The sequence below is a fragment of the Frateuria terrea genome, assembly GCF_900115705.1.
In the GTDB taxonomy this organism is placed as follows: Bacteria; Pseudomonadota; Gammaproteobacteria; order Xanthomonadales; family Rhodanobacteraceae; genus Frateuria_A; species Frateuria_A terrea.
This window is the reverse complement of record NZ_FOXL01000013.1, coordinates 1-25,194: the sequence shown is the minus strand read 5'-3', so window position 1 is coordinate 25,194 and position 25,194 is coordinate 1. Positions and strand designations below refer to the sequence as shown.

Genomic DNA, 25,194 nt, shown 5'->3' with positions numbered 1-25,194 from the left:
AACCAACCCCTGCTCACCGCCTATCTCATGCGGGACGAGCTGAAACGGCTGTGGTTTTACCGTCGGCCGGGCTGGGCCAAGCAAGCATGGGAACACTGGCTCGAACAGGCCATGAGCAGCGGCATCGCCGCGCTGGCGCTGTTCGCGCAACGGCTCAAGGCCTATCTGCACGGCATCCTTTCCCGATGCCGGTACCCGCTCAACACCAGTGTCGTCGAAGGCATCAACAACACGATCAAGGTCATCAAGCGCCGGGCCTACGGCTACCGGGATCAGGACTATTTCTTCCTGAAGATCCGTGCCGCCTTCCCCGGCATTCCGCGATGAACCAATAAAAAGCCCCATGCAAAAGCATGGGGCTTTTCATTTACATCAAGACGCGAGGAGCGCGGATCAGGCCGCCACTTCCACGCCCGAAGCCTGGGCGCCCTTCGGGCCCTGGGTGACTTCGAACTTCACGCGCTGGCCTTCCTGCAGGCTGCGGAAGCCCTTGGAGTTGATGGCCGAGAAATGGACGAACACGTCCTCCCCGCCGTCTTCAGGCGCGATGAAGCCAAAGCCCTTGGCGTCGTTGAACCACTTGACCGTACCGAAACGCATTGCGTGAACCTCTGACTAGGACTGGATGCACCAAGGCTTGTTGAGCTGGACCGCCGTTTCCCCTTGGTCAGCCGCCCCTGGCACGGGCGAAAGTATCAGCATGTTTATGGGCAAAGCGCAATATGCGCGATTAACTTTTTGCGTAAAAGCCATTAGCTGATTAGGACAGCATTGCCGTGATCAGCACCGGGACTTGCGCGGTGGCGGCCGCGAGATGGGCAAAGATCTCCTCGATGCTGATTTCAGCCTCGTCCCCGCAGCCGGCGGCGAAATTGGCGACCAGGGCCAGGCAGGCGTAATCCAGCTCCAGCTCCCGTGCCAGCGCCGCCTCAGGCATGCCGGTCATGCCGACCAGGTCGCAACCGTCGCGCTTCATGCGGGCGATTTCGGCGCGGGTCTCGAGCCGGGGCCCCTGGGTCGCACCGTAGCAGCCGCCGTCGATCACGGCGATGCCCGCCCTGCCCGCCGCGTCCAGCAGCGCCTGACGCAATGCAGCGGTATAGGGCTCGCTGAAATCGATGTGCCGGACCTCGGCGCCCTCGACGTCACAGAAGCTGGTGACGCGGCCGTGGGTGTAGTCGATCAACTGGTCCGGTACCACCAGCACGCGCGGCCCCATGTCCGCGCGGATGCCGCCGACCGCGTTGACGCCAATCACCCGCCGCGCGCCCAGCGCATGCAGCGCCCAGAGGTTGGCGCGGTAGTTGACCCGGTGCGGGGCCAGCGCATGGCTTTCGCCGTGGCGGGCCAGGAAGGCCAGCCGCTTGCCGGCGAAGTCGCCCAGGACGATGTCGCCGGAGGCCGGGCCATAAGGGGTGTCCATCGCGCGCCGGCTGGCGTTTTCCAGGCCCGGAAACTGGTACAGCCCGCTGCCGCCGATGACGGCCAGGTCGATGGTCGGTACGGTCATGGTCGTTCCTCGGGCTCAGTCGGACTTCAGGGCGTAGATGGCCGGCAGGTTGCGGCCTTGCTCGTAATAGTCCATGCCATAGCCGAAAACGTAGCGATCGGGCAGTTCCACGCCATTGAAGTCCGAGGCGATGCCTTCCACGCAGCGGTCGTGCAGCTTGCGGCAGAGGCTCGCGATCAGCACGCGCTTGGCGCCGCGCTTCATGCAATCGTCGCGTACGGCCTTGAGCGTGTGGCCCTCGTCCAGGATGTCGTCGACCAGCAGCACGGTGCGTCCGGCCAGCGCCGCCTGCGGTTCGCGCAGCCAGCACAGGTCGCTGCCGGCGGTGGCACCGCGGTAGCGGGTGGCGTGCACATAGTCGAACTCCAGGTCGGTACGGATGGAGAGCGCCAGCTGGCCGGCGAACATGAGCGCGCCGTTCATCACGGTGAGGAACACGGCACGCTCGCCTTCGAGGGCAGCGTCGATGCGCCGGCCCAGGTCGGCGATCACGGTTTCCAGTTCCGCGCGCTCGAACAGCACGTCGGCATGGGCCAGCGCCTGCGCCAGCGGGGGTTGAGGAATGGTCATGCGTTTCCTTCGGGTGCGTCCAGCGCGGTGATCCGCGCGATGAAGCGGTCGCGTTGGGGGTTGTCGAGCAGGCCTTCCCAGGTGGCGCCGATGGCCCCGCGCAGCGGCGCCAGCCGTTCCATCGCGCCGTCGGACAGCGGTGACAACGCAGCGATCGCCTCGTCCACCACTTCGGGGGAGCAGGCCAGCACCAGATCGCAGCCGGCGGCCAGATGGGCTTTCACGCGCGCGCCCACGCCACCGGCGGCACCCGCCGCGGCCATGCTTATGTCGTCACTGATGACGACGCCGGCGAAGCCCAGCTCACCGCGAAGGACGTCCTCGATCCACACGTGCGAGAAGCCGGCCGGCTTGTCGTCGACCGCCGGGTAGATCACGTGCGCCATCATCACCGCCTCGGCGTGCGCCTCGATCGCCTCGGCGAACGGGCGCACGTCGGCGTCCGCGATCGCTTCGAGCGGGCGCAGATCGACCGCTTGCGCCTTGTGCGTGTCGGTGGCCACCGAACCGTGGCCGGGGAAGTGCTTGAGCACTGCCGCCATGCCGCCCAGGTGCATGCCGCGCACGTAGGCCTGGGCCAGTTCGCCCGCAACGGCCGGGTCCGCATGGAAGGCACGCGGGCCGATCGCGGCGTTGCCGCGGGCGAGATCCACTACCGGCGCGAAGCTGAAGTCCACGCCGCAGGCACGCAACTCGCTTGCCATCACCCAGGCGTGCTCCTCGGCCAGTCGCACAGCATCGTCCGGATCGCGCGCGTAGGCCGCGCCGATCTTCGACAGCGCCGGCAAACGGGTGAATCCGTCGCGGAAACGTTGCACCGGGCCGCCTTCCTGGTCGACTGCCACCAGCAGGTGCTCGCCCCCCACCTGGCGGATGGATTCGGCAAGCGCCATCAGCTGCCCGCGATCGGCGTAATTGCGCGCGAACAGGATCACGCCGGCAACCCCGGGCGCGACCAGCCATTCCCGCTCGCGCGGTTCGAGCTCCAGCCCGGCCAGGCCGATCAGCAGCATGCCTGTTCTCCTGCGCTATCCGCCGCATCGGCAGCAGTGCGCTCGAGGTGCGACCAGCGCGCGAACGGGTGCGTGATCAGGTTGACGTTGTAGTAGCGGCCCAGCGCGCTGACCTCGCGGCCCAGCCACGCCGGCCGCGGGTAGGCGGCATCCACGGACGGGAGCTCGACTTCCGCGACCACCAGGCCGGCGTTGTCGCCCAGGAATTCGTCGACCTCGAACAGCGTACCGTCGACCTCGACATGGTGGCGGACCTTTTCCAGAACGCCATCGCAAAGCGAGGCGAGCATGGTTTCGGCGTCGTCCAGCGGCAGCGGATACTCGAACTCGGCTCGCTCGATGCCGAGCGTCGCGCTCTTGATGTTGAGCCAGGCGCGCTCACCTGCCCGGCGCACGCGCACCGAGGCGCGTGCATGGCCCTCGCGCAACGCCCGCGCGCCGACCAGGTAACCCTGCGCGATCCGCTCACTGCGTACCACGGCTTCGCGCCAGCGCTCGTCGGCCAACAGGAATTTGCGTTCGATCTCGGTGGCCATGGCGGAATCACGGACGGGAAAGGGAAGCATAGCGTGGTCGATCGTGATAGCCGCGCCTGAAGACCTACGCTCCCGCGGGAGCGCCGGCATCAGCGCTCGAACAGCGCGATGGATTCCACGTGCGCGGTGTGCGGGAACATGTCCATCACTCCCGCAGCCGCAAGCTTGAATCCATGGCGCTGCACCAGCAGGCCGGCGTCGCGCGCCAGCGAGGCCGGGTGGCAGGACACGTAAACGATGCGGTCGGTGCCCTTGCGCGGCAGGTACTCCAGCACCTGCTCGGCACCTGCCCGCGGCGGGTCGAGCAGGATCTTGTCCCACGCGGCGCGTGCCCAGGCGCTGCCGCGCTGGTCCTCGAACAGGTTCGCGACATGGAACGAAGCATTGGCGATGCCGTTGCGCACGGCATTGGCGGCGGCGCGCTCGACCAGGCCGTGCTCGCCCTCCACGCCGGCGACCTCGGCCACGCGGCGCGCGATCGGCAGGGTGAAGTTGCCCAGGCCGCAGAACAGGTCCAGCACGCGGTCGGCCGGCCGCGGGTCGAGCAGTTCCAGGGTACGCGCCAGCATGCGCCGGTTCATGCCCGCGTTGACCTGCACGAAGTCCAGCGGCTGGAATTCCAGCTCGACATCGGCCACGCCCTCGCCCGCCGGCAGCCGGAAGGCAAGCCGCGGCTGCTCGGGCCACAGCGGACGCACGCTGCTGACACCGCCGGGCTGCAGGTAGATCGCGAAGCCGTGCGCCTGGCCGAAGGCGATCAAGGCCAGCGTGTCCCCTTCGCTCAGCGGCTTGAGGTGGCGGAAGACCAGGGCGACCACATCGTCGCCGGCGGCGAACTCGATCTGCGGGATGTCGTTGGCCGCATCCATGCTACCAATCAGCTCGGCAAGACGGCCGATCTTGCCACCCAGCGAGGGATGCACCACCTCGCAATGCGCGATGTCGGCCACGAAACGCGGATTGGACTCCTCGCGGAAGCCGACCAGCACGCGACCCTTCTTGGCCACTGCGCGCACCGACAGGCGGCCCTTGCGGCGGTAACCCCAGGGCGCGTCGGTGAGCGGCTCCAGCCAGCGCTGCGGCACGACCTTGCCGATGCGCGCGAAGTTGTCGGCCAGCACGCGCTGCTTGGCTTCGATCTGCGCCGGTGCGTCCAGGTGCTGCAGGGAGCAGCCGCCGCACTGGCCGAAATGGGCGCAACGCGGATCGACCCGGTGCGGCGAGCGGACCAGCACCTCGAGCGTCTCAGCCTCGTCGAAGTTGCGGTGGCGCTTGCGGATGCCCAGGCGCACCTGCTCGCCCAGCAGCGCGCCGCTGACGAACACGGTCTTGCCGTCGATGCGGGCGACGCCGCGGCCGTCGTGGGCCAGATCGGTGATGGTGGCTTCGAACTCTTTCATGGGCACTCGCAAAACGCCTGCGCCCGGATCGGCGACCCGGGCGCAGGTTGGGCTTGAGGAGACGGGCGCGGCTTACTTGCGCTTCCAGGCACCCGAGGCGTCCTGATAATACCAGCCGCCGTGCGCACGCTCGATCCAGCCCTTGGCGAAGGTGGCGCGGATCTGCGACTCCCACTCCGGGTGGCCGTTTGCGCGGGCGATCTCCCGGTACAGCGCATTGCGGTCGCTGTTCTCGTCGGCGACCGCGGCGGTGGCCTGCGCACGCTGGCTGAGCGGGATCTTGCCGGCGTCGTGCACGGCGACCAGGCCATCGCGGGTGAAACCGATCGCGCCGGTATCGAGCAGCGCCTTCAGCGTGCTCTTGAAACGCGCCTGCATGCGCCCGCGGATCGCCTCGGTCGCCGGCGTCTGCACGCGGATGTCGGGCGTGTCGGCGGCATAGGCGGCCGGCACCATCAGGTCGAGCAGCATGGCCGAGGGCTGGACCGGCTCTTGGTTCTGCGGCGGGGGCGCCGGCTTGGCGTTTTGCGCCGGCGCGGTGCCCTGGTCGATCACCGTACCGATGAAGCGGTCGGCGGCCTTCTGCGCCGCGGCCTCGGGAAAATACACGTTGATCGTGACGCAGCCGACCAGGGCAACCATCGCGGTGGTCAGCAGGGCGTAGACGAACTTGCGCATGGGAGAGCTCCTGGGTGTGGGCGGTGCGATCAGCGGACCTGCGGACCACCGCCTTCGGTGGCGGCCTTCAGACGGCTCACCAGGGTGGGCCAGTCGACCTCGTGCTGGTGGCCGATGACCTGGAGGTGCGGCAGGCCGCTGCCCTCGACGATAGTGTAACCGTCGCCGGAATTTTCCAGTCCGCCCATGTGGCAGACCGTGCCGGCGAGCTTGCAGTCCAGGCCGATGCGCTTGTAGCCGAAGGTCTTGAACAGCTTGAGCACCGCACCCTGCAGGCCGGCGGCGATGCCGCCGCCACCCACCGCGGTGAGGTTGTTCACTGCGCGCTGGCTGATGCGGCCGCCTTCGTCGGCCAGCAGATGGGCGTCGAACGCCACCGGCTGCCAGTCGACCAGCCGCAGGTTGTCGATGCTGCCGTGCAACGGTCCGGTAATGTTGCCGAAATCGAACACGCTGGTGATCGCGCCCAGGTCGAGCTGGCGCAGGCTCACGTCCGCCGCCAGCACCGGGCTGGGCCCGAAGGGTTGCGCCAGCGCGAGTTGGGTGATGTCGAGGAAACCGTTGAACACGTTGACCGACAGCCCGCCGGAAAGCTCCACCGTGTCGTCGACCCAGCGCAGCGAGGGAATCGCGCCGCCGAGCGTGCCGGGGAACTGCGGCCAGCCCATCGCCTTGCTGAAGGCGGCCATGTCCACGTTGGTGACTGCCAGCGACGTCTCCAGCCGCTTGCCCTTCGCCGCCGCCGGGCGCCAGTCGAGCTGCGCCACGCGCACCGTGCCGCCAAGCAGCGACATCGCCAGCGGCTCGGTCAGCCCGAGCGTGCCGCCCTGGCTGTGCCACTGCGCCTTGGACGGACCGAACGGCAATCGATACAGGCGCAGCGCTCGCCATCCCAGCGTGGTGGCCGGGCGATCGGCCTGGGCCGACCAGTCCAGCCCGCCGTTCAGGTCGTCGACCGCCAGCCGGCCATCGGCGGTCGCCAGGTCCAGGTGGTCGGTAGTAAACGCGAAGCCATGTGGGCCATCTGCACGCAGGTCGAGGTTGCCGCTGACGGCGCCGCTCATCTGCACATCGTGCAGGCCCATGGTGTCGAGCCAGGCGGCGCCGTAACGATCGTAGGCGGCGGGGAAGCGTGCCTGGAAACGCTCGAAGCGCAGCTTGTCCAGGTTGCCCTTGGCGTCGAAGGCGAGCGAGCCGTCCAGCTGCAGGGCGTCGGCGTCGTTCACGCGCAGCCGCTGGATGGAAAACGCCCCGTCCGTGCCCGTCGCCGCCAGGTTCAGCTGGACCGGGTGGTTTGGCAGCTTTGCGTAGACCGGACCAAGCAGCAGCTCGCCGCCGCGCAGGTTGGCATCCAGCGTCAGGCGCGCCGGCCCGCCCTGCGTGTCGATGCCCAGCCGACCGCTGCCGTCGACGCCCTGCCCGGCCAACGTGCCGGTCGGCGTATCGAAGCCCACGCCGTCCAGACTGAACTCGCCGGAGGACTGGATGCCGTTGTCGTGCACGTCCAGCGCCAGTTCGGCATCGAGCCGGCCGCCGGTGGGCCGGCCCGACCATACCGTACCGAGCAGGCCCGCCAGCCAGTTGGCCGGCAGGTTCTTCAGGGTGATCTGGGCATGGGTGGTCTGGTCCAGTGGAATCCAGGCGCTTGCCGTCGCCGTGGCCTGCGTGATGTCGGCCTGCAAGGTATTGGCACGCTGGTCGACCACCAGCTGCACGTCCGAATTGCCGAGCGCGCCGCCGGGGGCGCCGCGCAGGGCGATGGTGCCGTCGAGCAGCCAGCGCATCTGCAGGTCGCGCGAAAGGACGCCCTCCAGGTCCAGCCCGACCCGGCGCCAGCCCATCGCCGCGACGTCCGCATGCGCCGCATGGAGCGTGAGCGCTAACCCGCCCTTGCCGTCATCGCCGATGTGCAGGCTCACCTGCTGCAGCCGCACGCCCGGCACCGCGACCACCTTGGCGGTCAGGTCGACGTCCGCACGCGCCGGCGCCGTCCAAGCGGCGACGACGAGCAGGCCCAGGCAAAGCAGCAGGCGGCGGGTGAGGGAAAGCATGTGCCATCATTCTGCCAAACCCAGCTGAACGACACGGATTTCGTCATGCCCACAGCCGCCTCCCAGCGCCTGGCGCCGCCAGCCGTGCACTTTCCCAGACCTTACGTACTGGTCGCCGACGACGATCCGGCCAGCCGCCGCTTTTTCGGCGACGGCCTGCGGGCGCTGGGGGCGCGCGTGCACGAGTGCGATGACGGGCAAGTGGCGCTGGCCCGCGCGGCGATCGAGACTTTCGACCTGTTGCTGCTGGACTGCCGCATGCCCGGCGCCGGCGCGCGCGACGTGCTGGCCGCCCTGCGCGCCGATGCCGAGGCCCGTTCCGCCGACGCCCTGGCGGTGGCGACCAGCGCCGACGTATCGGCACAGGACCGCCAACGGCTGCTGGCTGCCGGATTCAGCGACGTGCTGCTCAAGCCCTGCCCGCTGGAGGCGCTGCGTCCACTGCTCACCCTCGCCCGCAGCAGTGGCCGCCATGCTCCGTTGCTGGATGACGCCACCGGACTGGCCAGCAGCGGCGACGCCCGCACGATGCACGCCCTGCGAGGACTCCTGCGTGAGGAGCTGGCGGCCATGCTGCGGGAGCTGGATCAGTTCTGCGCGAACCCCCTTCATCTGGTCGAACGACTGCATCGGGTGCGTTCGGCCTGCGGTTTCTGCGGCGCGCCGGCGCTGGCGATGCAGGCGACGCACCTGCAGCGGCAGGTGGAGGCGGACGGGTCGGTGGCCGAGGGCGCGCAGGAACGGTTCCGACAGACCCTGGTTGCCACGCTGGCAGTGCTCGGCCGCCAGGCATCCTGAAGCGCCTCCAGAGGGAGGAAGCGGTGCTAGCGGCGTGACATCGCCGCAGCCAGCACGCGCCAGGCGTGCAGTTCGGCGCCGCCCAGGTGGAAGCGGATCACCTCTCGCATCAGGCGGCGCAACGCGGCTACGCCAGCGGCATCGGGACGCTGGTCCGCGGCCAGGGCCAGCAGGTCCGCGCCGCGGATCACGCGCGCGGCGCCGGCGGTGCAGGCCACCGGCCCGTGTTCCACCTGGTAGCGGTACCAGCCCTCCGGCATGATCGGCTCGCCGCTGTCGGCCTCCGTTTCCAGCTGCAGCGCATAGCCGACCGATGCGAGCAGGTCCCGCTCGAAGCGCCGCAGCTGCCAGGCAAGCGTGCCCTCCTCGGCCAGCCGCGGCAGGGTGCGGTCGTAGGCTTCGAACAGGTCCGGTTGCGGGTCCTGGCGGCCGGTCAGGCGCACCACCAGTTCGTTGAGATAGAGCCCCGCCAGGCCGGCATCCCCGGCCAGTCGCAGTGGCATGCCGACCGGCTCGACACCGCGCAGGGTCGCCAACTCGCCGCGTAGCAGCAGGTCAAGCGCCAGCGGCTGGAACGGCTCCAGTTGCGCACGCTGCAATCGCGCCCGCTCACGACGCACGCCCCGTGCAACCACGCCCAACCGGCCGTGGTCGCGGGTGAGGCATTCGAGCAGCAGCGAGGTCTCGCGGTAGGGCCGCGCATGCAGGACGTAGGCGGGCTGCTGGTCGAGGAGCATCGATCGAAGGTCGGAAGTGGAGCCGGGCGCCCGTCACAGCTTACAGGCCGGCTTCGCCCGCGCCCTCCCTCCTAGTCGGTGTAGCCGAGCTTCTTCAGCATCGCCTCGTCATCCACCCAGCCCTCGCGCACCTTCACCCAGAGCTTGAGGAAGACCTTGCGCTCGAACAGCCGCTCCATGTGGCGACGCGCAGCGCTGCCGATGGCCTTGAGCTGGGCGCCGCCCTGCCCGATCACGATCGCCTTCTGGCCATCGCGTTCGACCCAGATCACCGCGTGGATTTCGGTCACGCCATCGTCGCGGTCCTTGAACTGCTCGATCTCCACCGTGGTGGCATACGGCAGCTCCTGGTCGAGCCTAAGCATGAGCTGCTCGCGCACCATCTCGGCGGCGAGGAAGCGCTCGCTGCGGTCGGTGATCTCGTCTTCGCCGAACACCGGCGGACGCACCGGCAAACGTTGCAGGATCGCCCGCTCCAGTTCCTTCAATCCCTTCTGCTTGAGGGCGCTGACGTAATGGATGTCCTCGAAGAGGTGGCGCGCAGCCAGGTCCGCCACGAACGGCAGCAGGGCGCCCTTGTCCTTGGCCAGGTCGACCTTGTTGATGGCCAGCAGGCGCGGCACGTTCTGTTCGACCAGCGCGGCGTACAGCGCCTCGTCTTCGTCGGTCCAGCGGCCGGCCTCGATCAGCTGCACGGCCAGGTCGACCTCGGCCATCGCGGTGCGCGCGGCGCGGTTGAGGCTGCGGTTCATGGCGCGCTTGGCGCCGCGGTGCAGGCCGGGCGTGTCCACGTACATCACCTGCCCCGCCTCGCTGGTGGCGATGCCCAGGATGCGGTGGCGGGTGGTCTGCGGGCGTGGGCTGACGATCGACAGGCGAAAGCCGATCAGCGCGTTGAGCAGGGTCGACTTGCCGACGTTGGGACGACCGACCAGCGCGACGGCGCCGCAGCGGAAATCCTCGTGCGGCAGGTCGGCGGCGGCTTGCGTTGGGTCGTTCATGGCTTGGGGAAGGTCCGGGCAGAGGGCAGAGCATGGCGCCGCCGCGCGGGCGGCGCCAGCGGTGGGAAATGAAGGGTTCAGGCGGACGGCAGCGGTTCGGCCAGCTGACCGAGCACGATCTCGGCCGCGTCCTGCTCGGCAGCACGCCGGCTGGGACCGCTGGCATCGGCCCGCAACGGCACGGGTTCAACAATGCTGCAGGTGACTTCGAAGACCTTGGCGTGGTCCTCGCCACGGCTGCCGGCAAGCTCGTACACCGGCAGCGGCAGGCCCCGCGCCTGCAGCCATTCCTGCAGCCGGGTCTTGGCGTCCTTGGAGGATCTGGGCAGGTCGGCCACGCGCCGGGCGAACAACTCGCGCACGGTGCCCCGACATGCCTCGAAACCGCCATCGAGGTAAACCGACGCGACCAGCGCCTCGAAGGCGTCGGCCAGGATCGAGTCGCGCCGGAAGCCGCCGCTCTTCAACTCGCCCGGACCAAGCTTGAGTCCTTCACCCAGTTCAAGCTCGCGTGCGATCACTGCCAGCGCCTGGCCGTTGACCAATTGCGCGCGCAATCGCGAGAGTTCGCCTTCGCTGGCGCGCGGATGCGCCTCGTAGAGCATTTCCGCGACGATCGCCCCGAGCAGCGCGTCACCCAGGAACTCCAGCCGCTCGTTGTTGGGCCGCCCCACGCTGCGGTGGGTCAGCGCCAGCTCGGCCAGCGCGGGGTCGCGGAAACGGTAATCCAGCTTCACTTCAGTTCAGCGAAACGTTGCCCTGCAGCGGCACGCTCTTTTGGAAGTGCAGCAGGAAATCGATGTTGTAGATGAACGGCACCTGCTTGTCGTAGGCCACGTGCAGCTGGGGGCCGTTGGTACGGTCGATGGTGATGTCCTGCGGCTGGATGGTGGCGTCGTCGACGTACTGGAAGCCCATCTTGAACATCAGGTCGCGGCGGATTTCGTCCAGGGACTTGCCGTCCACGCCCTCGGTCGATACCTGGGTCATGGCCTTGGACACGCCCATGAACTCGGTGTAGGCCGGCACCAGCTTCATCGCCATGTAGCCGAAGAAGCCCACCACGGCCAGGACGATCAGGAACCCGATCAGGGTGATGCCCGCTTGCTTGCTTTTCATAGTCCCCTCGCTATGCCGCTGCGGCGGCTACCTCGTCTGTGATTCTCGCGCGCCGCCCTGGCTTCGGCCACGGGCGCAGAAGTGGCGCCCGTCACGTCCTGCGTCAGTGGATGATCTTGCCGATGCGGGAGAAGTCGATCCAGCCATCGTGCGTGCCCTTCCAGCTGAGCCAGATCAGGAACGCCTTGCCGGCCAGGTTCTTTTCCGGCAGGCAGCCCCACCAGCGGCTGTCGGTGCTGTTGTAGCGGTTGTCGCCCATCACGATGTAGCAGCCGGCCGGCACCTTGGCGGGCACCTTGTCGTTGGGGATCGAGAAGGGCACCGAATAGGCGGGCATGCGGGCGATCATGTGATCGATGTTGCCCTTGCCGTCGGAGCGCGGCAGATGCTCGGTCCACACGGTGGCGCCGTAGTCGCGCATCAGCCGCGACTCGTCGCCGTTGGGCCGGCCCTGGAACGGCCCGGTCAGGTCGGCCGGCACCGGCTTGCCATTGATCAGCAATTGGTCGCCGTGCGATTCGATGGTGTCCCCCGGCAGGCCGATCACGCGCTTGATCCAGTTCTGGTTGGGCACCGGTGCGTGCGGATCGGAGCAGCTGATGTCGCCGCTGCGCAACCACCTGCCGTCCTCGTCCTGGCACAGGTAGCCGGGAAAGCGGAACACCACCACGTCGCCGCGCCTGGGTTCGCCCAGGCTGAGGAACTTGTTGTTGAACGCCGGCATGCGCAGGCCGTAGGCGAACTTGTTGACCAGGATGAAGTCGCCCACGTCCAGCGTAGGCATCATCGAGCCGGAGGGTATGCGGAACGGCTCGGCCACGAACGAGCGAAGCAGAAGCACCACCAGCACCACGGGGAACAGCGACCGAGCCCAGTCCACCGGCACCGGTTCACGGTATGCCTCGCCGGCGGCATCCAGGCGGGCCTTGCGCTTCTCGTAGAAAAACAGCCGGTCCAGCCCCCACACCACGCCGAACAGCACGGTGAGGGCCAGCAGGATGGCGGAAAAATCGAATTCCATGCAGGGCTCCTATGGGAGCAGGGAGCGGGAAACAGCGAACGAGTGACACGTGTCGGGCCGCGGCCCGGTCGTTTCCCGTTTCCTGTCCCCTCTTCCCCGCGCCACTATTTATCCACTTTCAGAACGGCAAGGAAGGCCTCTTGCGGGATTTCCACCCGGCCGACCTGTTTCATGCGCTTCTTGCCTTCCTTCTGCTTCTCCAGAAGCTTCTTCTTGCGGCTCACGTCGCCGCCGTAGCACTTGGCCAGCACGTTCTTGCGCAAAGCCTTAACGGTCGAGCGCGCGATGACCTGGGCGCCGATCGCCGCCTGGATGGCCACGTCGAACTGCTGGCGCGGGATCAGGTCCTTCATGCGCTCTACCAGGTCGCGGCCACGACGGTCGGCATGGCTGCGGTGCACGATCAGGCTCAATGCATCCACACGGTCGCCATTGATCAGCACGTCCACCCGCACGAATGGGCCCGCCTCGAAGCGCTCGTGGTGGTAGTCCATCGAGGCGTAGCCGCGCGAGACCGATTTCAGGCGATCGAAGAAGTCCAGCACCACTTCGGCCAGCGGCATCTCGTAGCTGATCTGCACCTGCGTGGCCATGTACTGGATGGAACGCTGCACGCCGCGCTTTTCCTCGCACAGGGTGATGATGTTGCCGATGTAGTCCGGCGGCGTGAGGATGTTGGCGACGATGATGGGCTCGCGGATCTCGTCGATCTGCGGCACCGGCGGCAGTTTGGCCGGATTGTCCAGCGCCACCACGGTTCCGTCGGTCTTGAGCACCTCGTAGACCACCGTCGGAGCGGTGGTGATGAGGTCGAGGTCGTATTCCCGCTCCAGCCGCTCCTGCACGATCTCCATGTGCAGCATGCCGAGGAAGCCGCAGCGGAAACCGAAGCCCATCGCCTCCGACGATTCGGGTTCGAAGAACAACGCGGCATCGTTCAGGCGCAGCTTGTCCAGCGCCTCGCGCATGGCTGGGTAATCGTCGGCCGAGACCGGGAACAGCCCGGCGAACACGCGCGGCTGCATGGTCTGGAAACCCGGCAGCGGCTTGTCCGCCGGCTTGGCGGCCAGGGTCAGCGTGTCGCCGACGGGAGCGCCGTGCACGTCCTTGATCGAGGCGTTGATCCAGCCCACCTCGCCCGCGCCAAGCTTGTCCAGCTTCTTGCGCTTGGGCGTGAACACGCCGACGTCGTCGACCTCGTGCACGCGGCCGGTGGACATCACCAGCAGCTTGTCGCCCGGCTTGATCTCGCCCTGCATCACGCGCACCAGCGAGATCACGCCCAGGTAGTTGTCGAACCAGGAGTCGATGATCAACGCCTGCAGGCGGTCGGTGTCGCGCGGCTTCGGCGGCGGGATGCGCGCGACGATCGCTTCGAGCACCTCGACCACGTTGAGGCCGGTCTTGGCGCTGATCGCCACCGCATCGTCCGCATGGATGCCGATCACCGCCTCGATCTCGCCCTTGACCTTTTCCGGGTCGGCGGTGGGCAGGTCGATCTTGTTGAGCACCGGCACCACTTCCAGCCCCTGCTCCACCGCGGTGTAGCAGTTGGCCACCGACTGCGCTTCCACGCCCTGCGCGGCGTCGACCACCAGCAGTGCGCCCTCGCACGCGGCCAGCGAGCGCGAGACTTCATAGGAGAAGTCGACGTGGCCCGGGGTGTCGATGAAGTTGAGCTGGTAGGTCTTGCCGTCGCGCGCCTTGTACGGCAGCGACACGGACTGGGCCTTGATGGTGATTCCGCGCTCACGCTCGATCGGATTGTTGTCGAGCACCTGCGCTTCCATCTCGCGTTCGGTCAGGCCGCCGCAGATCTGGATGATGCGGTCGGCCAACGTCGATTTGCCGTGGTCGATGTGCGCGATGATGGAGAAGTTGCGGATCAGTTCCATGGAACACGCTGGTCGGGCTTTCGCCATCCGGGCGGACGGCGGCTCGCCGGGATTGGCGATACGAACCCGGTATTGTCGCATGGAATGGCGTCCCACCGTCCGCCCGGTTGCTCCGCAGCGGCGATGCGCCCAGCGGGTGGACCACCCATGCAGGGGCGCCCTTGGGGCGCGACCGTGGGGGTCCGGTCGCGCCCAGGGCGCTCATGCGGGAGACGCTGCGGGCGCGCCATGGGCACTGGCGTTCCCGCGGTTGCTTCCCTCCTACTTCTCCGAGGGCACCGTCAGAGCCACGAAGTTGGTCTGGTCACCGCGACGAACCAGCAGCAGCACGGTGTCGCCGGGTTTGACGCCCTTGGTCGCCGCGCGGAACGCCGCCGCACTGCCGACCTTTTGCTGGTTCACGCGCAGGATCACGTCGCCCGGCTGCAGGCCCTGGCGCGCGGCCACCGGACCGGTGATGTCGCCGATCACCACGCCTTCGCCTGCGGGAAGGTCCAGTTGCTGGCGGGTGTCCGCATCGATGTCGCGCACGCTCAGGCCGAGCGCGGCCGAACCGGACTGCGCCGAGGGCTGGTCGGTGCCGCCAGCTGCATTCTTGCCATGCGGCGCCTCGCCGATGGTCACTTGCAGCGTCTGCTTTTTGCCGTTGCGCAGGATCTCCACCGGCACCTTGGTGCCGGGCTTGGTCATGCCCACCAGCGGTGGCAGGTCGCCGGCGTCGTGCACGGGCTGGCCGTTGTAGCCGAGGATCACGTCGCCGGCCTGGATGCCCGCCTTGGCCGCGCCGCTGCCGTCACTCACGTCGGCCACGATGGCGCCCTCGGCGTTGTCGAGCTTGAGCGCCTTGGCGATGTCGCTGTCGACCCCGCGCACCTGCACGCCGAGCTGGCCGCGGGTGACATAGCCATGATCCTTGATCTGCTGCACCGCGTTCATCGCCACGTCGATGGGGATCGAGAACGACACACCCAGATAACCACCCGTGTTGGAATAGATCTGCGAGTTGATGCCGACCACCTGGCCCTGCAGATTGAACAGCGGGCCGCCGGAGTTGCCGCGATTGATCGGCACGTCGGTCTGGATGAAAGAGGTGTAAGGCTGGTCGCCGCTGCCGAGATTGCGGCCCACGGCGCTGACGATGCCCTGCGTCACGGTGTAGTCCAGGCCGAACGGCGACCCGATCGCCAGCACCCACTGCCCGGGCCTGAGTGTGCGCGAATCGCCGATGGAGACCGCCGGCAGGCCGCTCTGGTCGACCTTGAGCAGCGCGATGTCGTAGTTCGGGTCGGTGCCGATCACCTTGGCCTTGAGCGTGCGCCGGTCCTGCAGCCGAACGGTGACCGCGTCGGCGCCATCGACCACGTGGTTGTTGGTCAGGATGTAGCCGTCTCTGGAGAGGATGAAGCCCGAGCCCAGCGAGGTATGCGCCTGCTCCTCGGGCGAGGGCATCATCGGCATCCCGAAGAAGCGCCGGAACAGCTCCAGCTGCGGATCGTCCGGCATGCCGGCCTGCATGCGCGGCTCGCGGCGTTGTCCGTTGTACTTGGCTTCCACGTGCACCACGGCGGCGGCGTTCTTCTGCACGATGCGGGTGAAGTCCGGCAGGCTGGCCGAGGCCGTTGTCGCCGCCGCCGCCGCAGTCGTCGCCTGCGCGCTGGCCTGGCTGGCCGGCGGTTCCGCCTGGGCGCAACCGGCGGTCACCAGACCCATCAACACGCAGCAGGCCAAGGTGCGCAAGGGAATTCGATTCATGGGCACTCCTCCTTCAGGACAAAAATCGGGCGCGACCGTGCGCGTCCCGCTAGGCGGGCCGGCCGGTGGCTAACGGGATGACGACCGCGGAAAAGACACGCGGACGCAAGTCATCGTGCGCCGGCTGCCGCCTGGCGCGGGGAACGAGCGGTGGGCGCCTGTTGCGGATCGACCAGCAACAGGTAACCGGCAGCTCCGTTACCGGGCGAACGCGTCGCCTGCAGGCGATACGGGGACAGGCCGCGCGCGTACGGAAGCATCCCGCCATAGCTCTCGCCCAGAGTCGCGGCGGCCTGCTGGCTGTACTGCGAAGCGGTATCCACGCTGAGCCACGGTGGGACCGCCGCCGGTGTGGCGGGTCCTGCCTGGGCGGTCACGACTTGGGCCGTTGGGCCGGCCTGGGCCAGCCCGGCCGTGGCATGGTCGTCGTCGGCTACGGGTCGGGCGATGATCAACGCGGCCACGGCGACACTGGCCGCGATCGCACCGCCGGCAGACCAGCGCAGCCAGTGCGGCGCGCGGCGCCCGGCCCTGGCCTGGGATTCCCGTGCGATCGCCTGTTCGACGCGCGCTGCGAAACCGCTCGAGGCCAGCGCCGGCAGCTGCCTACGCAGGCCGTCGCCGGCCAGGTGATAGCGCGTCCACGCCTGCCGCAATTCGGCGTCGTGCTCGAACCGGCGCAGCAGGAAACGCAGCTCCTCGCGGGCTAGCTCGCCGTCGATGCCGGCGGAAAGGTGTTCACGTTGGGCTTCGCTCATGTCGAATGGTCCTCGCGGTCCGACAACAGCGGCCGCAGTTGCTGATCGATCGCCTCACGCGCACGGAAGATCCGCGAGCGCACGGTGCCGATGGGACATCCCATCGCCTCGGCGATTTCCTCGTAGCTCAGACCGTCCACCTCGCGCAGCGTGATGGCGGTGCGGAGCTCCTCTGGCAGCGCTTGGACAGTCTTGAAGACGGTTTGTTCAATCTCCTGCCGAAGCAGTTCGCGTTCGGGCGTGGCACCCTCCTGCATCCGCTCGGCACCGGTCAGGAACACGGCATCTTCCGCGGCGATGTCGTCGGTCGGCGGACGCCGACCCATCGCGACGAGGTGGTTCTTGGCCGTGTTGACGGCGATCTTGTACATCCAGGTATAGAACTGGCTGTCGCCGCGGAACGAACCGATCGCCCGCCAGGCACGCACGAACGCCTCCTGCGCCACGTCCTCGCACTCGGCGTAGTTGTTGACGTAGCGGGAGATCAGGCCGATCACCTTGTGCTGGTACTTGCGCACCAGCAGGTCGAAGGCGCGCCGGTCGCCGTTTTGGACACGCTCGACCAGGGCGCTATCCAGTTCGTTTTCGCCCATCCGGGCCCTCTCCTTCGATAACCGCTATGAGGCGCCAGCCGGATGGTAACGCGCCGCCTTCAGACAAGCCGCCGGGGCGCAAGTTCACACGCGCGTCACGACGACAGGACGTTCCAAAAAAAGCCGTCGACGAACGACGGCACAGGTTGGAAGATGCGGCGCGGATCGTCCGGATCAAGGGTTGCCTCCCACGCCGCGACACCGCCTCCGGATGGGGCTCAGCCGCGTGAGCAGGCTCAGGCCACGTTGGCCTGCGGCTCGGCCAGCAGGCGTTGGCGCTCGGCCAGCAGGCGATCGAAGCTCGGATGCGGCAGCGGCCGGCAGAAAAGATAGCCCTGCAGCTCGTCGCAGTGGTTGGCGCGCAGGAACTTCAGGTGCTGCTCGATTTCCACGCCCTCGGCGACCACACCTCGCTTGAGGCGATGGGCCATGTCGATGGTGGCGCGTACGATCGCCTCGTCGTCAGGATCGATGCCGATGTTGCGCACGAAGCTCTGGTCGATCTTGATGCGGTCGGCCGGCAGCTTGCGCAGGTAGTCCAGCGAGGCGGCACCGGTGCCGAAGTCGTCGATGGCGATGCGGCAACCCAGCCGGTGCAGGCCGTGCAGGTTCTCCACCAGGTTGGGCACCGCCTTGATGCTGATGCTCTCGGTAACCTCCAGCTCCAGCAGGCGCGGGTCCAGGCCGCTTTCGGCCAGCGCGGCCGAAACGGTATCGAGGAGGTCCGGCTCCATCAGCTGCACGGCCGAGAGGTTGACGCCCAGGCGCAGGCCCAGGCCGTACTTGTCCTCCCACTCGCGTGCCTGGCGGCAGGCGGTGCGCAGCACCCAGGCGCCGAGCGAAACGATCAGGCCGGTCTCCTCGGCCAGCGGGATGAACACGCCGGGGCTGATCGGGCCGAGCTCCGGATGCTCCCAGCGCACCAGGGCTTCCATGCCGACGATGTCCTCGCTCGCCGCATCCACCTGCGGCTGGTAGAACACGCGCAATTCGCCGTTGCCCTCGGCGTGGCGCAGGCGGGTCTTGAGCAGCACGTCGTGCTGCTGCGCCTGCTCGGGACTGATCTCGTAGAACTGGAAATTGTTGCGGCCTTCCCGCTTTGCCGAATACATCGCCTCGTCGGCGTGCTTGAGCAGGGTTTCGGCATCGAGCGAGTCGTCCGGGTAGAAGCTCACGCCGATCGAGGCGGTGACCTTCAGCGGCGCCTCCTCGCCGGCGATCTTCAGTGGCGCCTCCATCACCTGCACGATCTTCTCGGCCACGCGCAACACGTCGTCGTTCTTGATGATGTGGCGCAGCACCACGACAAACTCGTCGCCGGCGTAACGGGCGACCGTGTCGGAGGCACGTACACTGGAGCACAGGCGGTGGGTGACCGTCTTGAGCACCTGGTCGCCGGCGGCATGGCCGAGCGTATCGTTGATGTCCTTGAAGCGGTCCAGGTCGACGAACAGCACGGCGAAGGTTTCGCGGGTGCGATGCGCCTCGCGGATGATGGTGTCCAGGCGGTCGGTGAAAAGCAGGCGGTTGGGCAGGCCGGTGAGCGCGTCGATCAGGCCCTCGGCGCGTCCCTGCTCGCGGGTCTGGCGCAGTTCCAGCGCATGTGCGAAGCGCGCCGCGGCGCAACGCAGTACCGGCTCTACCAGCCCCATGTCGCCGAATGGCGTGCGGCTGCCGACCAGCAACGCACCGAGCACGGCTCGCCGTTCGTCGAACAGCGGCAGCCCAGCAAATCCGGATACGCCCAGCAGTTCCACCAGAGGGTCGCCGCTGGTGAGCCTGCGCGCGTCGGCCGGGTGCAGCACGGCCTTGCCGTCCAGCACCTGGCGCAACGCACCTTGCTGTGCCGGTGCCGGCCACGGCTGGTCGTCGCCGCGCCATAGCTGAATCAGCAGGTTGGGGCCGGAAGCGCCCTCCCCCGGTTGGGCCGACCACAGCGCCAGATAGTCCAGGCCCAGTTCGTCGACCAGCAGGCGTGCGGCGACCTTCTGCGTGTCCACGCCGTTGGCCGGGGCGAACATGCGCGAGAGCAGGCTGAGTGCCGCTTCGGCGCGGATATCGGCGCGGTCGCTGCGGAACATCAGCGCGATCGCCTCGCACCCGCCATGCCGGATACGCCGCGCGCTGGCCTGGCCGGTGTCCGCGCCGCGGCTGGAACGCCGCTGGCAGGCATACCAGCGCCGGTCGGCCTGCTGCAGCACGTGTTCGATGGCGATGCCCTCGAACGCCAGAAGTTCGCGCACGCCGCGGCCGACCAGCTGCTCTGGTTCGAGCTGGCTGTGGCGGCCGACGGCGGAACTGGTTTCGAGCACCCGTTCGGTTTGCGGGTCGACGACCAGCCACTCGCTCGCATCCTCTTCGAACGCGAAGCGGTACTGGTCAGGACCGGCCTGCACCGGCGTGGCCGGCGGACGAGCGCGGCGCCAGCGTGTGACCAGCTCCAGCGCCACCTGCGAGCCATACAGCCAGTCGGCGATGCCGTCGGGCAGCTGGCTAGGCTTGACGGTGGCGCCATCGGCCAGCACGGCGATCATCAGTGCCTCGGCACAGGCGGGGATCCGACGCAGTTGCTCGCAGCAGGTCTGCGCGTCGACGGCATCGCCGTCGAAGGCCACCACAACCAGCGCCAGCGGCGGCCGACCGTCGAGCAGCAGCTCCGCGTGCGGCACGCCGCGGGCGGTATGGACCGTCGGGTGGCCGGCGCCATCCAGCGCGTCGAACATGTTCCGGCGCAAATCTCGCTGGGCAGCGACCACCAGGATGCCGGCGCTCATCCGTGCCTCCGGTTCAGGCAACCAGCCAACGGCCGTCGCGCAGGCGCGGACGCAACGGCGCGTCCGGCTGGCCCCGGAGATGGAAAGCCATGTCGCCCAAGTGGTCGACCAACGCGGGCGAGGCATCCAGCAGCACCACCCGGCGCACGTGCCCGGCCGGCGGCTTGGCCAGCTGGCGCAACAGGGTGCTGTCCATGGCCGAAAGCGGCGGCTCCAGGCCCATCAGCAGGTAGACGCCGAAATGCATGCTCTGCTGCATGTAGCGCAGCGCCGCGCCCAGCCGCTGGCTGCCCGGCACGCGCGCATGGGCGTCGATCAGATTGCCCAGCCCCAAGTCCGGCTGCCACAGATAGACCGCCTGCCCGCTGCGCCGCACGATGGCGCGGAACTGCTCGACCAACGACGGGCTGTCGCAACCCTCGAGCAGGATCAGCCCGGCCGGCGCGGCCAGGATGCGCTCGAAGATCTCGATGCCCGGCGGTGGCGGGGCTGAAGCCAGCAAGGGGTTCATCGGGCGTACGTTACGCACTCGCGGGCGAAGCGCAATAGCGCCAGGTCACCGTTCCGCAAAATCGCCCGGGCCCGGGCGGCCGGGCCTCAACTCGCATTCATCCGCACGCAGCAGTATGGTTCTGGGCTTCCCGGCCACCCGCTCCCAAACGCCATGTTCGAAGGACTGCGTTTCAATCACTGGAAGACGAGCGTAGACGACAGCGGCATCGTCACCCTGATGCTCGACCGCGCCGACAGCAGCGTCAACCCCATTTCCCGCGAGGTACTGGACGAGCTGGCGCAGATCGTCGAACGGCTGGCGATCGAGAAGCCGGCTGGCGTCATCGTCCATTCGGGCAAGGCGTCCGGTTTCGCGGTGGGCGCCGACATCAAGGAATTCGTCCGCTATGCCGAACAGGACACCGTGCTGGAGAACATCCGCCACGGGCAGCAGGTATTCGAATCGCTCGCCCGGCTGCCCTGCCCGACCGTGGCCGCGGTGCATGGCGCCTGCCTTGGTGGCGGCACGGAGCTGATCCTGGCCTGCCGCCAGCGCATCGCCGCGGATGACGAGAGGACCAGGATCGGCCTGCCTGAGGTGATGCTGGGCATCCATCCCGGTTGGGGCGGCACCGCCCGCCTGCCGCGACTGATCGGCGCCACCGAGGCGCTGCCGATCATGCTGACGGGCCGGCCGCTGTCGGCCAAACGCGCGCTGGCCCTGGGCGTGGTCGACCGCGTGGCGCCGCCGGCCGAACTGCTGGCCGAGGCGCGCGCCTTGCTGCGCCGCCCGCATGCGCGACCGTTTGCCCAGCGCGCCAAGGCCTGGGCGACCAACTGCTGGCCGGCGCGGCAGATCCTGGCGCCGATGGTCGTCAAGCAGACTGCGGCCAAGGTGCGCAAGGAACACTATCCGGCCCCGTTCGCGCTGATCGACGTGTGGCAGCGCGGCGGCGCCAGCATCCAGCAGCGGCTGAAGCTGGAGGCCCGCTCGGTGGCGAAGCTGGCGCAGACGCCCACCGCGCACAACCTGATCCGTGTTTTCCTGCTGCAGGAACGCCTCAAGGGCGCCGGCGGCGGGGTCGACCCGGGCATCCGCCGCGTGCACGTGGTCGGAGCTGGAGTGATGGGGGGCGACATTGCCGCCTGGGCCGCCTACAAGGGCTACGAGGTAACCCTGCAGGACCGCGAGATGAAGTTCGTCCAGCCCGCGCTGGACCGCGCCCGCGGCTTCTTCGAGAAGAAGCTCAAGAGCCCGGACAGGGTCGAGGCGGCCATGGGCCGGCTGCGCGCGGACGTCGAAGGCGCGGGCGTGGCCGGCGCGGATCTGGCGATCGAGGCCATCTACGAGAACGCCCAGGCGAAGCGCGAGCTGTACGCCAGGATCGAACCGCAGTTCAAGGCGCAGGAGATCCTCGCCACCAATACCTCCAGCATTCCGCTCGACGAACTGCGCCAGGGCCTGATCGCGCCGCAGCGTTTCCTCGGTTTGCACTTCTTCAACCCGGTGGCGCAGATGCCGCTGGTCGAAGTGGTGCGCCACGACCAGCTCGATCCGGCCATGGAAAAGCGTGCGCTGGCCTTCTGCAAGGCGCTGGGCAAGGTGCCGGTGGCGGTCAAGGGAACCCCCGGCTTCCTGGTCAACCGTATCCTGATGCCTTACCTGCTCGAAGCGTTGCGCCTGTACAGCGAAGGCGTGCCCGGTCCGGTGCTGGACCGCGAGGCCAGGAGGTTCGGCATGCCGATGGGGCCGATCGAACTGGCCGATACGGTGGGGCTTGACGTGTGCGCCTCGGTCGGCAAGGAACTGGCGCCGTTCCTCGGGCTGGAACTGCCGCCCGGGATCGAGGACAAGCTCGAGACCGGCAAGCGCGGCAAGAAGGACGGCCAGGGCCTATACGTGTGGCAGGACGGCAAGCCGGTCAAGCCGGAGGTCGATCCGGATTACGCGCCGCCGCCGGACGTGCAGGACCGCATGATCCTGCCGATGATCAACGAGGCGGTCGCCTGCCTGGCCGATGGCGTGGTGGACGATGCGGACCTGCTCGACGCCGGCGTGATTTTCGGCACCGGCTTCGCGCCGTTCAGGGGCGGTCCGATCCAGTACGTACGCAGCGAGGGGGTCTCGACCGTGCGAGGGCGGCTGGAGCAACTGGCGCAGCGCCATGGCGAGCGGTTCCTGCCCAAGCGAGGCTGGGATACCCCGGCTCTGGCCACGGCAACCACCGGAAACCCCTCCCCAGTGCAGCCCTGACATCGAGCGAAATCACGCGGCTGCCTGGCTGCCGCGTGATCACCGCCCGGGCCGGGATCACCACATCAGGTCGTCAGGCACCCCATCGTCGTCGGTTGCAGCCTGCGGATCGACCAGCAGCGCAAGTAGGTGGGGATCGATCGACCGCACCTCTTCGGCAATCGCCTGGCTGACCACGAGGTAGCGACCGCCCTGCTGCACGATGCCCAGCCGCCCTTCGTTCAGTGCGGCCAGTTGGTCGGCATCCACGTGCACGCGGCGAATCTTTCCGCTGTATTCGAAATGCCGCACATGGTCGGCATCGGGCTTGTTCACCGCCTGGCCTTCCAGCAGTTTCTGCACCTTCGCCTTGCGCTCGCGCTTGAGTCGCGCCTGTTCGGCAGCCTCCTGCTCGGCGCGCTTGCGCTCGGTGGCCTCGGTCTGGGCACGAATGGCGTAGGCCTTGGCCAGATCCATCTCGCCTCGGTCACGCCGTTGCTGCGGGACCTGCGGTTTGCCCTTGCCCTGTGGCGGGCGATTGCCCCGCGGCAGCGGGGACGCCGGTTTCGCGCGTTGTTCGTCGCGCACCTGCTTGACGAGGCCGCTCTTGAGCAGCTGATCACGGAGGGAATCGGCCATGACCTCAGGTTCCACTGTTGCGTTGACCGGCCGGGACGCCCGCGGGCGTTCCGGCGACATACATCAATAATGCGGCGGCGGCGGCTCGCTGTGCGGATCGCTGCCCTGCGACGTGCGCAGCGACGCGAGTTCGGCACGCAGGTCGTGCAGCACGCGCTCGAGCGCGACCAGTCGCATCGCCTGTTCGGCGTCGGCCGCCGCCAGCGCGTTCACCGTGTCGTCGAGGAAGGTGAGGCGCACCTCGAGGTCCTCCAGCCGCCGGTTCACGTCAGGGGTGGGCAGGTCAGACATGCGCCGGTCTCAGCGAACGCCCGCGCCCGATGCCGTAATAGGCCAGCCCCGCCTCCTCCACCTGCGCCGGGTCGTACAGGTTGCGTCCGTCGAAGATCGCCGGGTCCTTCAGCGTGTCGCGGATCTGCGCGAAGTCCGGCGCACGGAATGCCTTCCACTCGGTCACGATCGCCAGCACGTCGGCCCCTTCCAGCGCCGCGTAGGCGTCCTCGCACAGCGCGAGGTCGGCCCGCTCGCCGTAGATGCGCGTCGTCTCCGCGCGCGCCTCCGGATCGAACGCCCGCACCTTCGCGCCGGCCGCCCACAACTGCTCCATCAGCCGCCGGCTGGACGCCTCGCGCATGTCGTCCGTGTTGGGCTTGAACGCCAGCCCCCACAGCGCCACCGTCTTGCCCTTCAGCGCCCCGCCGTAGTGCCGCTCGATCAGCTCGAACAGCTTGCCCTTCTGTGCGTGGTTGACCGCCTCGACCGCGCCCAGCAGCTTCGCGTCGTAGTCCACCGTACGTGCGGTGCGCTCCAGCGCCTGCACGTCCTTGGGGAAGCACGAGCCGCCGTAGCCGGCGCCCGGATAGATGAAGTGATAGCCGATGCGCGGGTCCGCGCCGATGCCGCGGCGCACCTGCTCGATGTCCGCGCCGACCCGCTCGGCGATGTTGGCGATCTCGTTCATGAAGCTGATCTTGGTCGCCAGCATCGCGTTGGCCGCGTACTTGGTCAGCTCCGCCGAACGCTCGTCCATCACCACCGTGCGGTCGTGGTTGCGGTTGAACGGCGCATACAGCTTGCGCAGCACGCCGATCGCCCGCTCGCTGGAGCTGCCGATCACGATGCGGTCCGGCCGCAGGCAGTCCTCCACCGCGTCGCCTTCCTTCAGGAACTCGGGGTTGGAGACCACGTCGAACGGGATCACCGCGCCGCGCTCGGCCAGCGCCTGGGCGATCGTCGCGCGCACCTTGTCGGCGGTGCCCACCGGCACCGTCGACTTGTTGACCACCACCGCGTAGCGGCTCAGGTGCGCACCGATGCTGCGCGCCACCTCCAGCACGTAGCGCAGGTCGGCGCTGCCGTCCTCGTCCGGCGGCGTGCCCACGGCGATGAAGATCACCTCGCCGTGGTGCACCGCAGGCTCCGCCTCGGTGGTGAAGTCCAGCCGGCCGCTCTCGTGGTTGCGCCGGACCATCGGCGCCAGGCCCGGCTCGTAGATCGGCACCTCGCCCTGCCTCAGGCGCGCGACCTTGGCTCCATCCACGTCCACGCACAGCACGTGGTTGCCCATCTCCGCCAGGCAGGTACCGGTGACCAGGCCAACGTAGCCGGTGCCGAACAGGGTGAC

Annotated in this window: 25 protein-coding genes; 3 read left to right on the top strand and 22 right to left on the bottom strand. The window is 68.3% G+C overall.

What is annotated here, in order from left to right; translation table 11 throughout:
* Positions 1 to 327 (top strand): transposase (locus tag BMZ38_RS17240; protein WP_139211684.1); only part of this gene is annotated, 327 nt, incomplete at its 5' end.
* Between the two features lie 66 nt (positions 328 to 393).
* On the opposite strand, the gene BMZ38_RS17235 is transcribed toward BMZ38_RS17240, so the two are convergent.
* The 8 genes from BMZ38_RS17235 to BMZ38_RS17200 form a co-directional block, all read right to left on the bottom strand.
* Complete coding sequence (locus BMZ38_RS17235) at positions 394 to 600, bottom strand: cold-shock protein (RefSeq protein ID WP_090053863.1); 207 nt, start codon at positions 598 to 600, stop codon at positions 394 to 396.
* Between the two features lie 160 nt (positions 601 to 760).
* Positions 761 to 1,510, bottom strand: coding sequence for an S-methyl-5'-thioinosine phosphorylase (locus BMZ38_RS17230; protein ID WP_091340691.1), 750 nt, complete (start codon positions 1,508 to 1,510; stop codon positions 761 to 763).
* A 15-nt stretch (positions 1,511 to 1,525) separates the two neighbouring features.
* Positions 1,526 to 2,080, bottom strand: a complete 555-nt coding sequence (locus tag BMZ38_RS17225) for a hypoxanthine-guanine phosphoribosyltransferase (RefSeq protein ID WP_091340688.1) — start codon at positions 2,078 to 2,080, stop codon at positions 1,526 to 1,528.
* Positions 2,077 to 3,093, bottom strand: a complete 1,017-nt coding sequence (gene nagZ / locus BMZ38_RS17220) for a beta-N-acetylhexosaminidase (protein WP_091340687.1) — start codon at positions 3,091 to 3,093, stop codon at positions 2,077 to 2,079. Before nagZ ends, BMZ38_RS17225 begins: the two co-directional genes overlap by 4 nt.
* The gene (locus BMZ38_RS17215; protein WP_091340698.1) at positions 3,084 to 3,629 is read right to left on the bottom strand and encodes a CYTH domain-containing protein; all 546 of its coding nucleotides are present in this window, start codon (positions 3,627 to 3,629) and stop codon (positions 3,084 to 3,086) included. The genes nagZ and BMZ38_RS17215 overlap by 10 nt, the downstream gene beginning before the upstream one ends.
* Positions 3,630 to 3,718: 89 nt before the next feature.
* Positions 3,719 to 5,029, bottom strand: coding sequence for a 23S rRNA (uracil(1939)-C(5))-methyltransferase RlmD (gene rlmD / locus BMZ38_RS17210; RefSeq protein ID WP_091340684.1), 1,311 nt, complete (start codon positions 5,027 to 5,029; stop codon positions 3,719 to 3,721).
* A 72-nt stretch (positions 5,030 to 5,101) separates the two neighbouring features.
* The gene (locus tag BMZ38_RS17205) at positions 5,102 to 5,707 is read right to left on the bottom strand and encodes a YdbL family probable chaperone protein (RefSeq protein ID WP_091340681.1); all 606 of its coding nucleotides are present in this window, start codon (positions 5,705 to 5,707) and stop codon (positions 5,102 to 5,104) included.
* A 29-nt stretch (positions 5,708 to 5,736) separates the two neighbouring features.
* Positions 5,737 to 7,758 (bottom strand): AsmA family protein, encoded by a 2,022-nt coding sequence (locus tag BMZ38_RS17200; protein ID WP_091340680.1) that lies wholly within the window; start codon positions 7,756 to 7,758, stop codon positions 5,737 to 5,739.
* Positions 7,759 to 7,803: 45 nt separating this feature from the next.
* On the opposite strand from BMZ38_RS17200, the gene BMZ38_RS17195 reads away from it, so the two are divergent.
* Positions 7,804 to 8,556: a response regulator gene (locus BMZ38_RS17195; RefSeq protein ID WP_091340695.1), complete on the top strand. Its 753-nt coding sequence runs from the start codon at positions 7,804 to 7,806 to the stop codon at positions 8,554 to 8,556.
* A gap of 26 nt (positions 8,557 to 8,582) precedes the next feature.
* On the opposite strand, the gene recO is transcribed toward BMZ38_RS17195, so the two are convergent.
* The 11 genes from recO to BMZ38_RS17140 form a co-directional block, all read right to left on the bottom strand.
* On the bottom strand, positions 8,583 to 9,293 hold the full coding sequence (gene recO / locus BMZ38_RS17190; protein WP_091340677.1) for a DNA repair protein RecO: 711 nt from the start codon (positions 9,291 to 9,293) through the stop codon (positions 8,583 to 8,585).
* Between the two features lie 71 nt (positions 9,294 to 9,364).
* Positions 9,365 to 10,294: a GTPase Era gene (era, locus tag BMZ38_RS17185; RefSeq protein ID WP_091340675.1), complete on the bottom strand. Its 930-nt coding sequence runs from the start codon at positions 10,292 to 10,294 to the stop codon at positions 9,365 to 9,367.
* Positions 10,295 to 10,371: 77 nt separating this feature from the next.
* A complete protein-coding gene (gene rnc / locus BMZ38_RS17180) occupies positions 10,372 to 11,031 on the bottom strand; it encodes a ribonuclease III (protein WP_091340672.1) in 660 nt (219 codons plus the stop codon).
* A 1-nt stretch (position 11,032) separates the two neighbouring features.
* Positions 11,033 to 11,413, bottom strand: a complete 381-nt coding sequence (locus BMZ38_RS17175) for a DUF4845 domain-containing protein (RefSeq protein WP_091340670.1) — start codon at positions 11,411 to 11,413, stop codon at positions 11,033 to 11,035.
* A gap of 103 nt (positions 11,414 to 11,516) precedes the next feature.
* Complete coding sequence (lepB, locus tag BMZ38_RS17170) at positions 11,517 to 12,434, bottom strand: signal peptidase I (RefSeq protein WP_091340667.1); 918 nt, start codon at positions 12,432 to 12,434, stop codon at positions 11,517 to 11,519.
* A gap of 104 nt (positions 12,435 to 12,538) precedes the next feature.
* Complete coding sequence (lepA, locus tag BMZ38_RS17165) at positions 12,539 to 14,329, bottom strand: translation elongation factor 4 (protein ID WP_091340666.1); 1,791 nt, start codon at positions 14,327 to 14,329, stop codon at positions 12,539 to 12,541.
* A 261-nt stretch (positions 14,330 to 14,590) separates the two neighbouring features.
* The gene (locus tag BMZ38_RS17160; protein WP_091340663.1) at positions 14,591 to 16,081 is read right to left on the bottom strand and encodes a DegQ family serine endoprotease; all 1,491 of its coding nucleotides are present in this window, start codon (positions 16,079 to 16,081) and stop codon (positions 14,591 to 14,593) included.
* Between the two features lie 110 nt (positions 16,082 to 16,191).
* A complete protein-coding gene (locus BMZ38_RS17155) occupies positions 16,192 to 16,839 on the bottom strand; it encodes a sigma-E factor negative regulatory protein (protein ID WP_091340661.1) in 648 nt (215 codons plus the stop codon).
* A complete protein-coding gene (gene rpoE / locus BMZ38_RS17150) occupies positions 16,836 to 17,432 on the bottom strand; it encodes an RNA polymerase sigma factor RpoE (protein ID WP_091340658.1) in 597 nt (198 codons plus the stop codon). Before rpoE ends, BMZ38_RS17155 begins: the two co-directional genes overlap by 4 nt.
* A gap of 236 nt (positions 17,433 to 17,668) precedes the next feature.
* On the bottom strand, positions 17,669 to 20,206 hold the full coding sequence (locus BMZ38_RS17145) for a putative bifunctional diguanylate cyclase/phosphodiesterase (RefSeq protein ID WP_091340656.1): 2,538 nt from the start codon (positions 20,204 to 20,206) through the stop codon (positions 17,669 to 17,671).
* Between the two features lie 13 nt (positions 20,207 to 20,219).
* Positions 20,220 to 20,717: a hypothetical protein gene (locus BMZ38_RS17140; protein WP_091340653.1), complete on the bottom strand. Its 498-nt coding sequence runs from the start codon at positions 20,715 to 20,717 to the stop codon at positions 20,220 to 20,222.
* 153 nt (positions 20,718 to 20,870) lie between these two features.
* Here BMZ38_RS17140 and BMZ38_RS17135 point away from each other — a divergent pair, with 153 nt between their 5' ends.
* Entirely contained in the window at positions 20,871 to 22,952 is a 2,082-nt protein-coding gene (locus BMZ38_RS17135; protein WP_091340650.1) for a 3-hydroxyacyl-CoA dehydrogenase NAD-binding domain-containing protein, read from the top strand.
* A gap of 57 nt (positions 22,953 to 23,009) precedes the next feature.
* Here the strand turns inward: BMZ38_RS17135 and BMZ38_RS17130 are convergent, their stop codons facing one another.
* From BMZ38_RS17130 to BMZ38_RS17120, 3 genes are all read right to left on the bottom strand, one after another.
* Complete coding sequence (locus BMZ38_RS17130) at positions 23,010 to 23,570, bottom strand: DUF2058 domain-containing protein (protein ID WP_091340647.1); 561 nt, start codon at positions 23,568 to 23,570, stop codon at positions 23,010 to 23,012.
* Between the two features lie 63 nt (positions 23,571 to 23,633).
* Positions 23,634 to 23,861 carry a SlyX family protein gene (locus tag BMZ38_RS17125; protein ID WP_091340643.1) on the bottom strand — a complete coding sequence of 76 codons (228 nt, stop codon included), beginning with the start codon at positions 23,859 to 23,861 and terminating at the stop codon, positions 23,634 to 23,636.
* Positions 23,854 to 25,194 (bottom strand): UDP-glucose dehydrogenase family protein (locus BMZ38_RS17120; protein WP_217638771.1); only part of this gene is annotated, 1,341 nt, incomplete at its 5' end. The genes BMZ38_RS17120 and BMZ38_RS17125, both read right to left, overlap by 8 nt.

Coding starts and splice junctions, on each gene's coding strand:
- BMZ38_RS17235 (WP_090053863.1), bottom strand. CDS start 600: ATGCGTTTCGGTACGGTCAAGTGGTTCAACGACGCCAAGGGCTTTGGC.
- BMZ38_RS17230 (WP_091340691.1), bottom strand. CDS start 1,510: ATGACCGTACCGACCATCGACCTGGCCGTCATCGGCGGCAGCGGGCTG.
- BMZ38_RS17225 (WP_091340688.1), bottom strand. CDS start 2,080: ATGACCATTCCTCAACCCCCGCTGGCGCAGGCGCTGGCCCATGCCGAC.
- nagZ (WP_091340687.1), bottom strand. CDS start 3,093: ATGCTGCTGATCGGCCTGGCCGGGCTGGAGCTCGAACCGCGCGAGCGG.
- BMZ38_RS17215 (WP_091340698.1), bottom strand. CDS start 3,629: ATGGCCACCGAGATCGAACGCAAATTCCTGTTGGCCGACGAGCGCTGG.
- rlmD (WP_091340684.1), bottom strand. CDS start 5,029: ATGAAAGAGTTCGAAGCCACCATCACCGATCTGGCCCACGACGGCCGC.
- BMZ38_RS17205 (WP_091340681.1), bottom strand. CDS start 5,707: ATGCGCAAGTTCGTCTACGCCCTGCTGACCACCGCGATGGTTGCCCTG.
- BMZ38_RS17200 (WP_091340680.1), bottom strand. CDS start 7,758: ATGCTTTCCCTCACCCGCCGCCTGCTGCTTTGCCTGGGCCTGCTCGTC.
- BMZ38_RS17195 (WP_091340695.1), top strand. CDS start 7,804: ATGCCCACAGCCGCCTCCCAGCGCCTGGCGCCGCCAGCCGTGCACTTT.
- recO (WP_091340677.1), bottom strand. CDS start 9,293: ATGCTCCTCGACCAGCAGCCCGCCTACGTCCTGCATGCGCGGCCCTAC.
- era (WP_091340675.1), bottom strand. CDS start 10,294: ATGAACGACCCAACGCAAGCCGCCGCCGACCTGCCGCACGAGGATTTC.
- BMZ38_RS17175 (WP_091340670.1), bottom strand. CDS start 11,413: ATGAAAAGCAAGCAAGCGGGCATCACCCTGATCGGGTTCCTGATCGTC.
- lepB (WP_091340667.1), bottom strand. CDS start 12,434: ATGGAATTCGATTTTTCCGCCATCCTGCTGGCCCTCACCGTGCTGTTC.
- lepA (WP_091340666.1), bottom strand. CDS start 14,329: ATGGAACTGATCCGCAACTTCTCCATCATCGCGCACATCGACCACGGC.
- BMZ38_RS17160 (WP_091340663.1), bottom strand. CDS start 16,081: ATGAATCGAATTCCCTTGCGCACCTTGGCCTGCTGCGTGTTGATGGGT.
- BMZ38_RS17155 (WP_091340661.1), bottom strand. CDS start 16,839: ATGAGCGAAGCCCAACGTGAACACCTTTCCGCCGGCATCGACGGCGAG.
- rpoE (WP_091340658.1), bottom strand. CDS start 17,432: ATGGGCGAAAACGAACTGGATAGCGCCCTGGTCGAGCGTGTCCAAAAC.
- BMZ38_RS17145 (WP_091340656.1), bottom strand. CDS start 20,206: ATGAGCGCCGGCATCCTGGTGGTCGCTGCCCAGCGAGATTTGCGCCGG.
- BMZ38_RS17140 (WP_091340653.1), bottom strand. CDS start 20,717: ATGAACCCCTTGCTGGCTTCAGCCCCGCCACCGCCGGGCATCGAGATC.
- BMZ38_RS17135 (WP_091340650.1), top strand. CDS start 20,871: ATGTTCGAAGGACTGCGTTTCAATCACTGGAAGACGAGCGTAGACGAC.
- BMZ38_RS17130 (WP_091340647.1), bottom strand. CDS start 23,570: ATGGCCGATTCCCTCCGTGATCAGCTGCTCAAGAGCGGCCTCGTCAAG.
- BMZ38_RS17125 (WP_091340643.1), bottom strand. CDS start 23,861: ATGTCTGACCTGCCCACCCCTGACGTGAACCGGCGGCTGGAGGACCTC.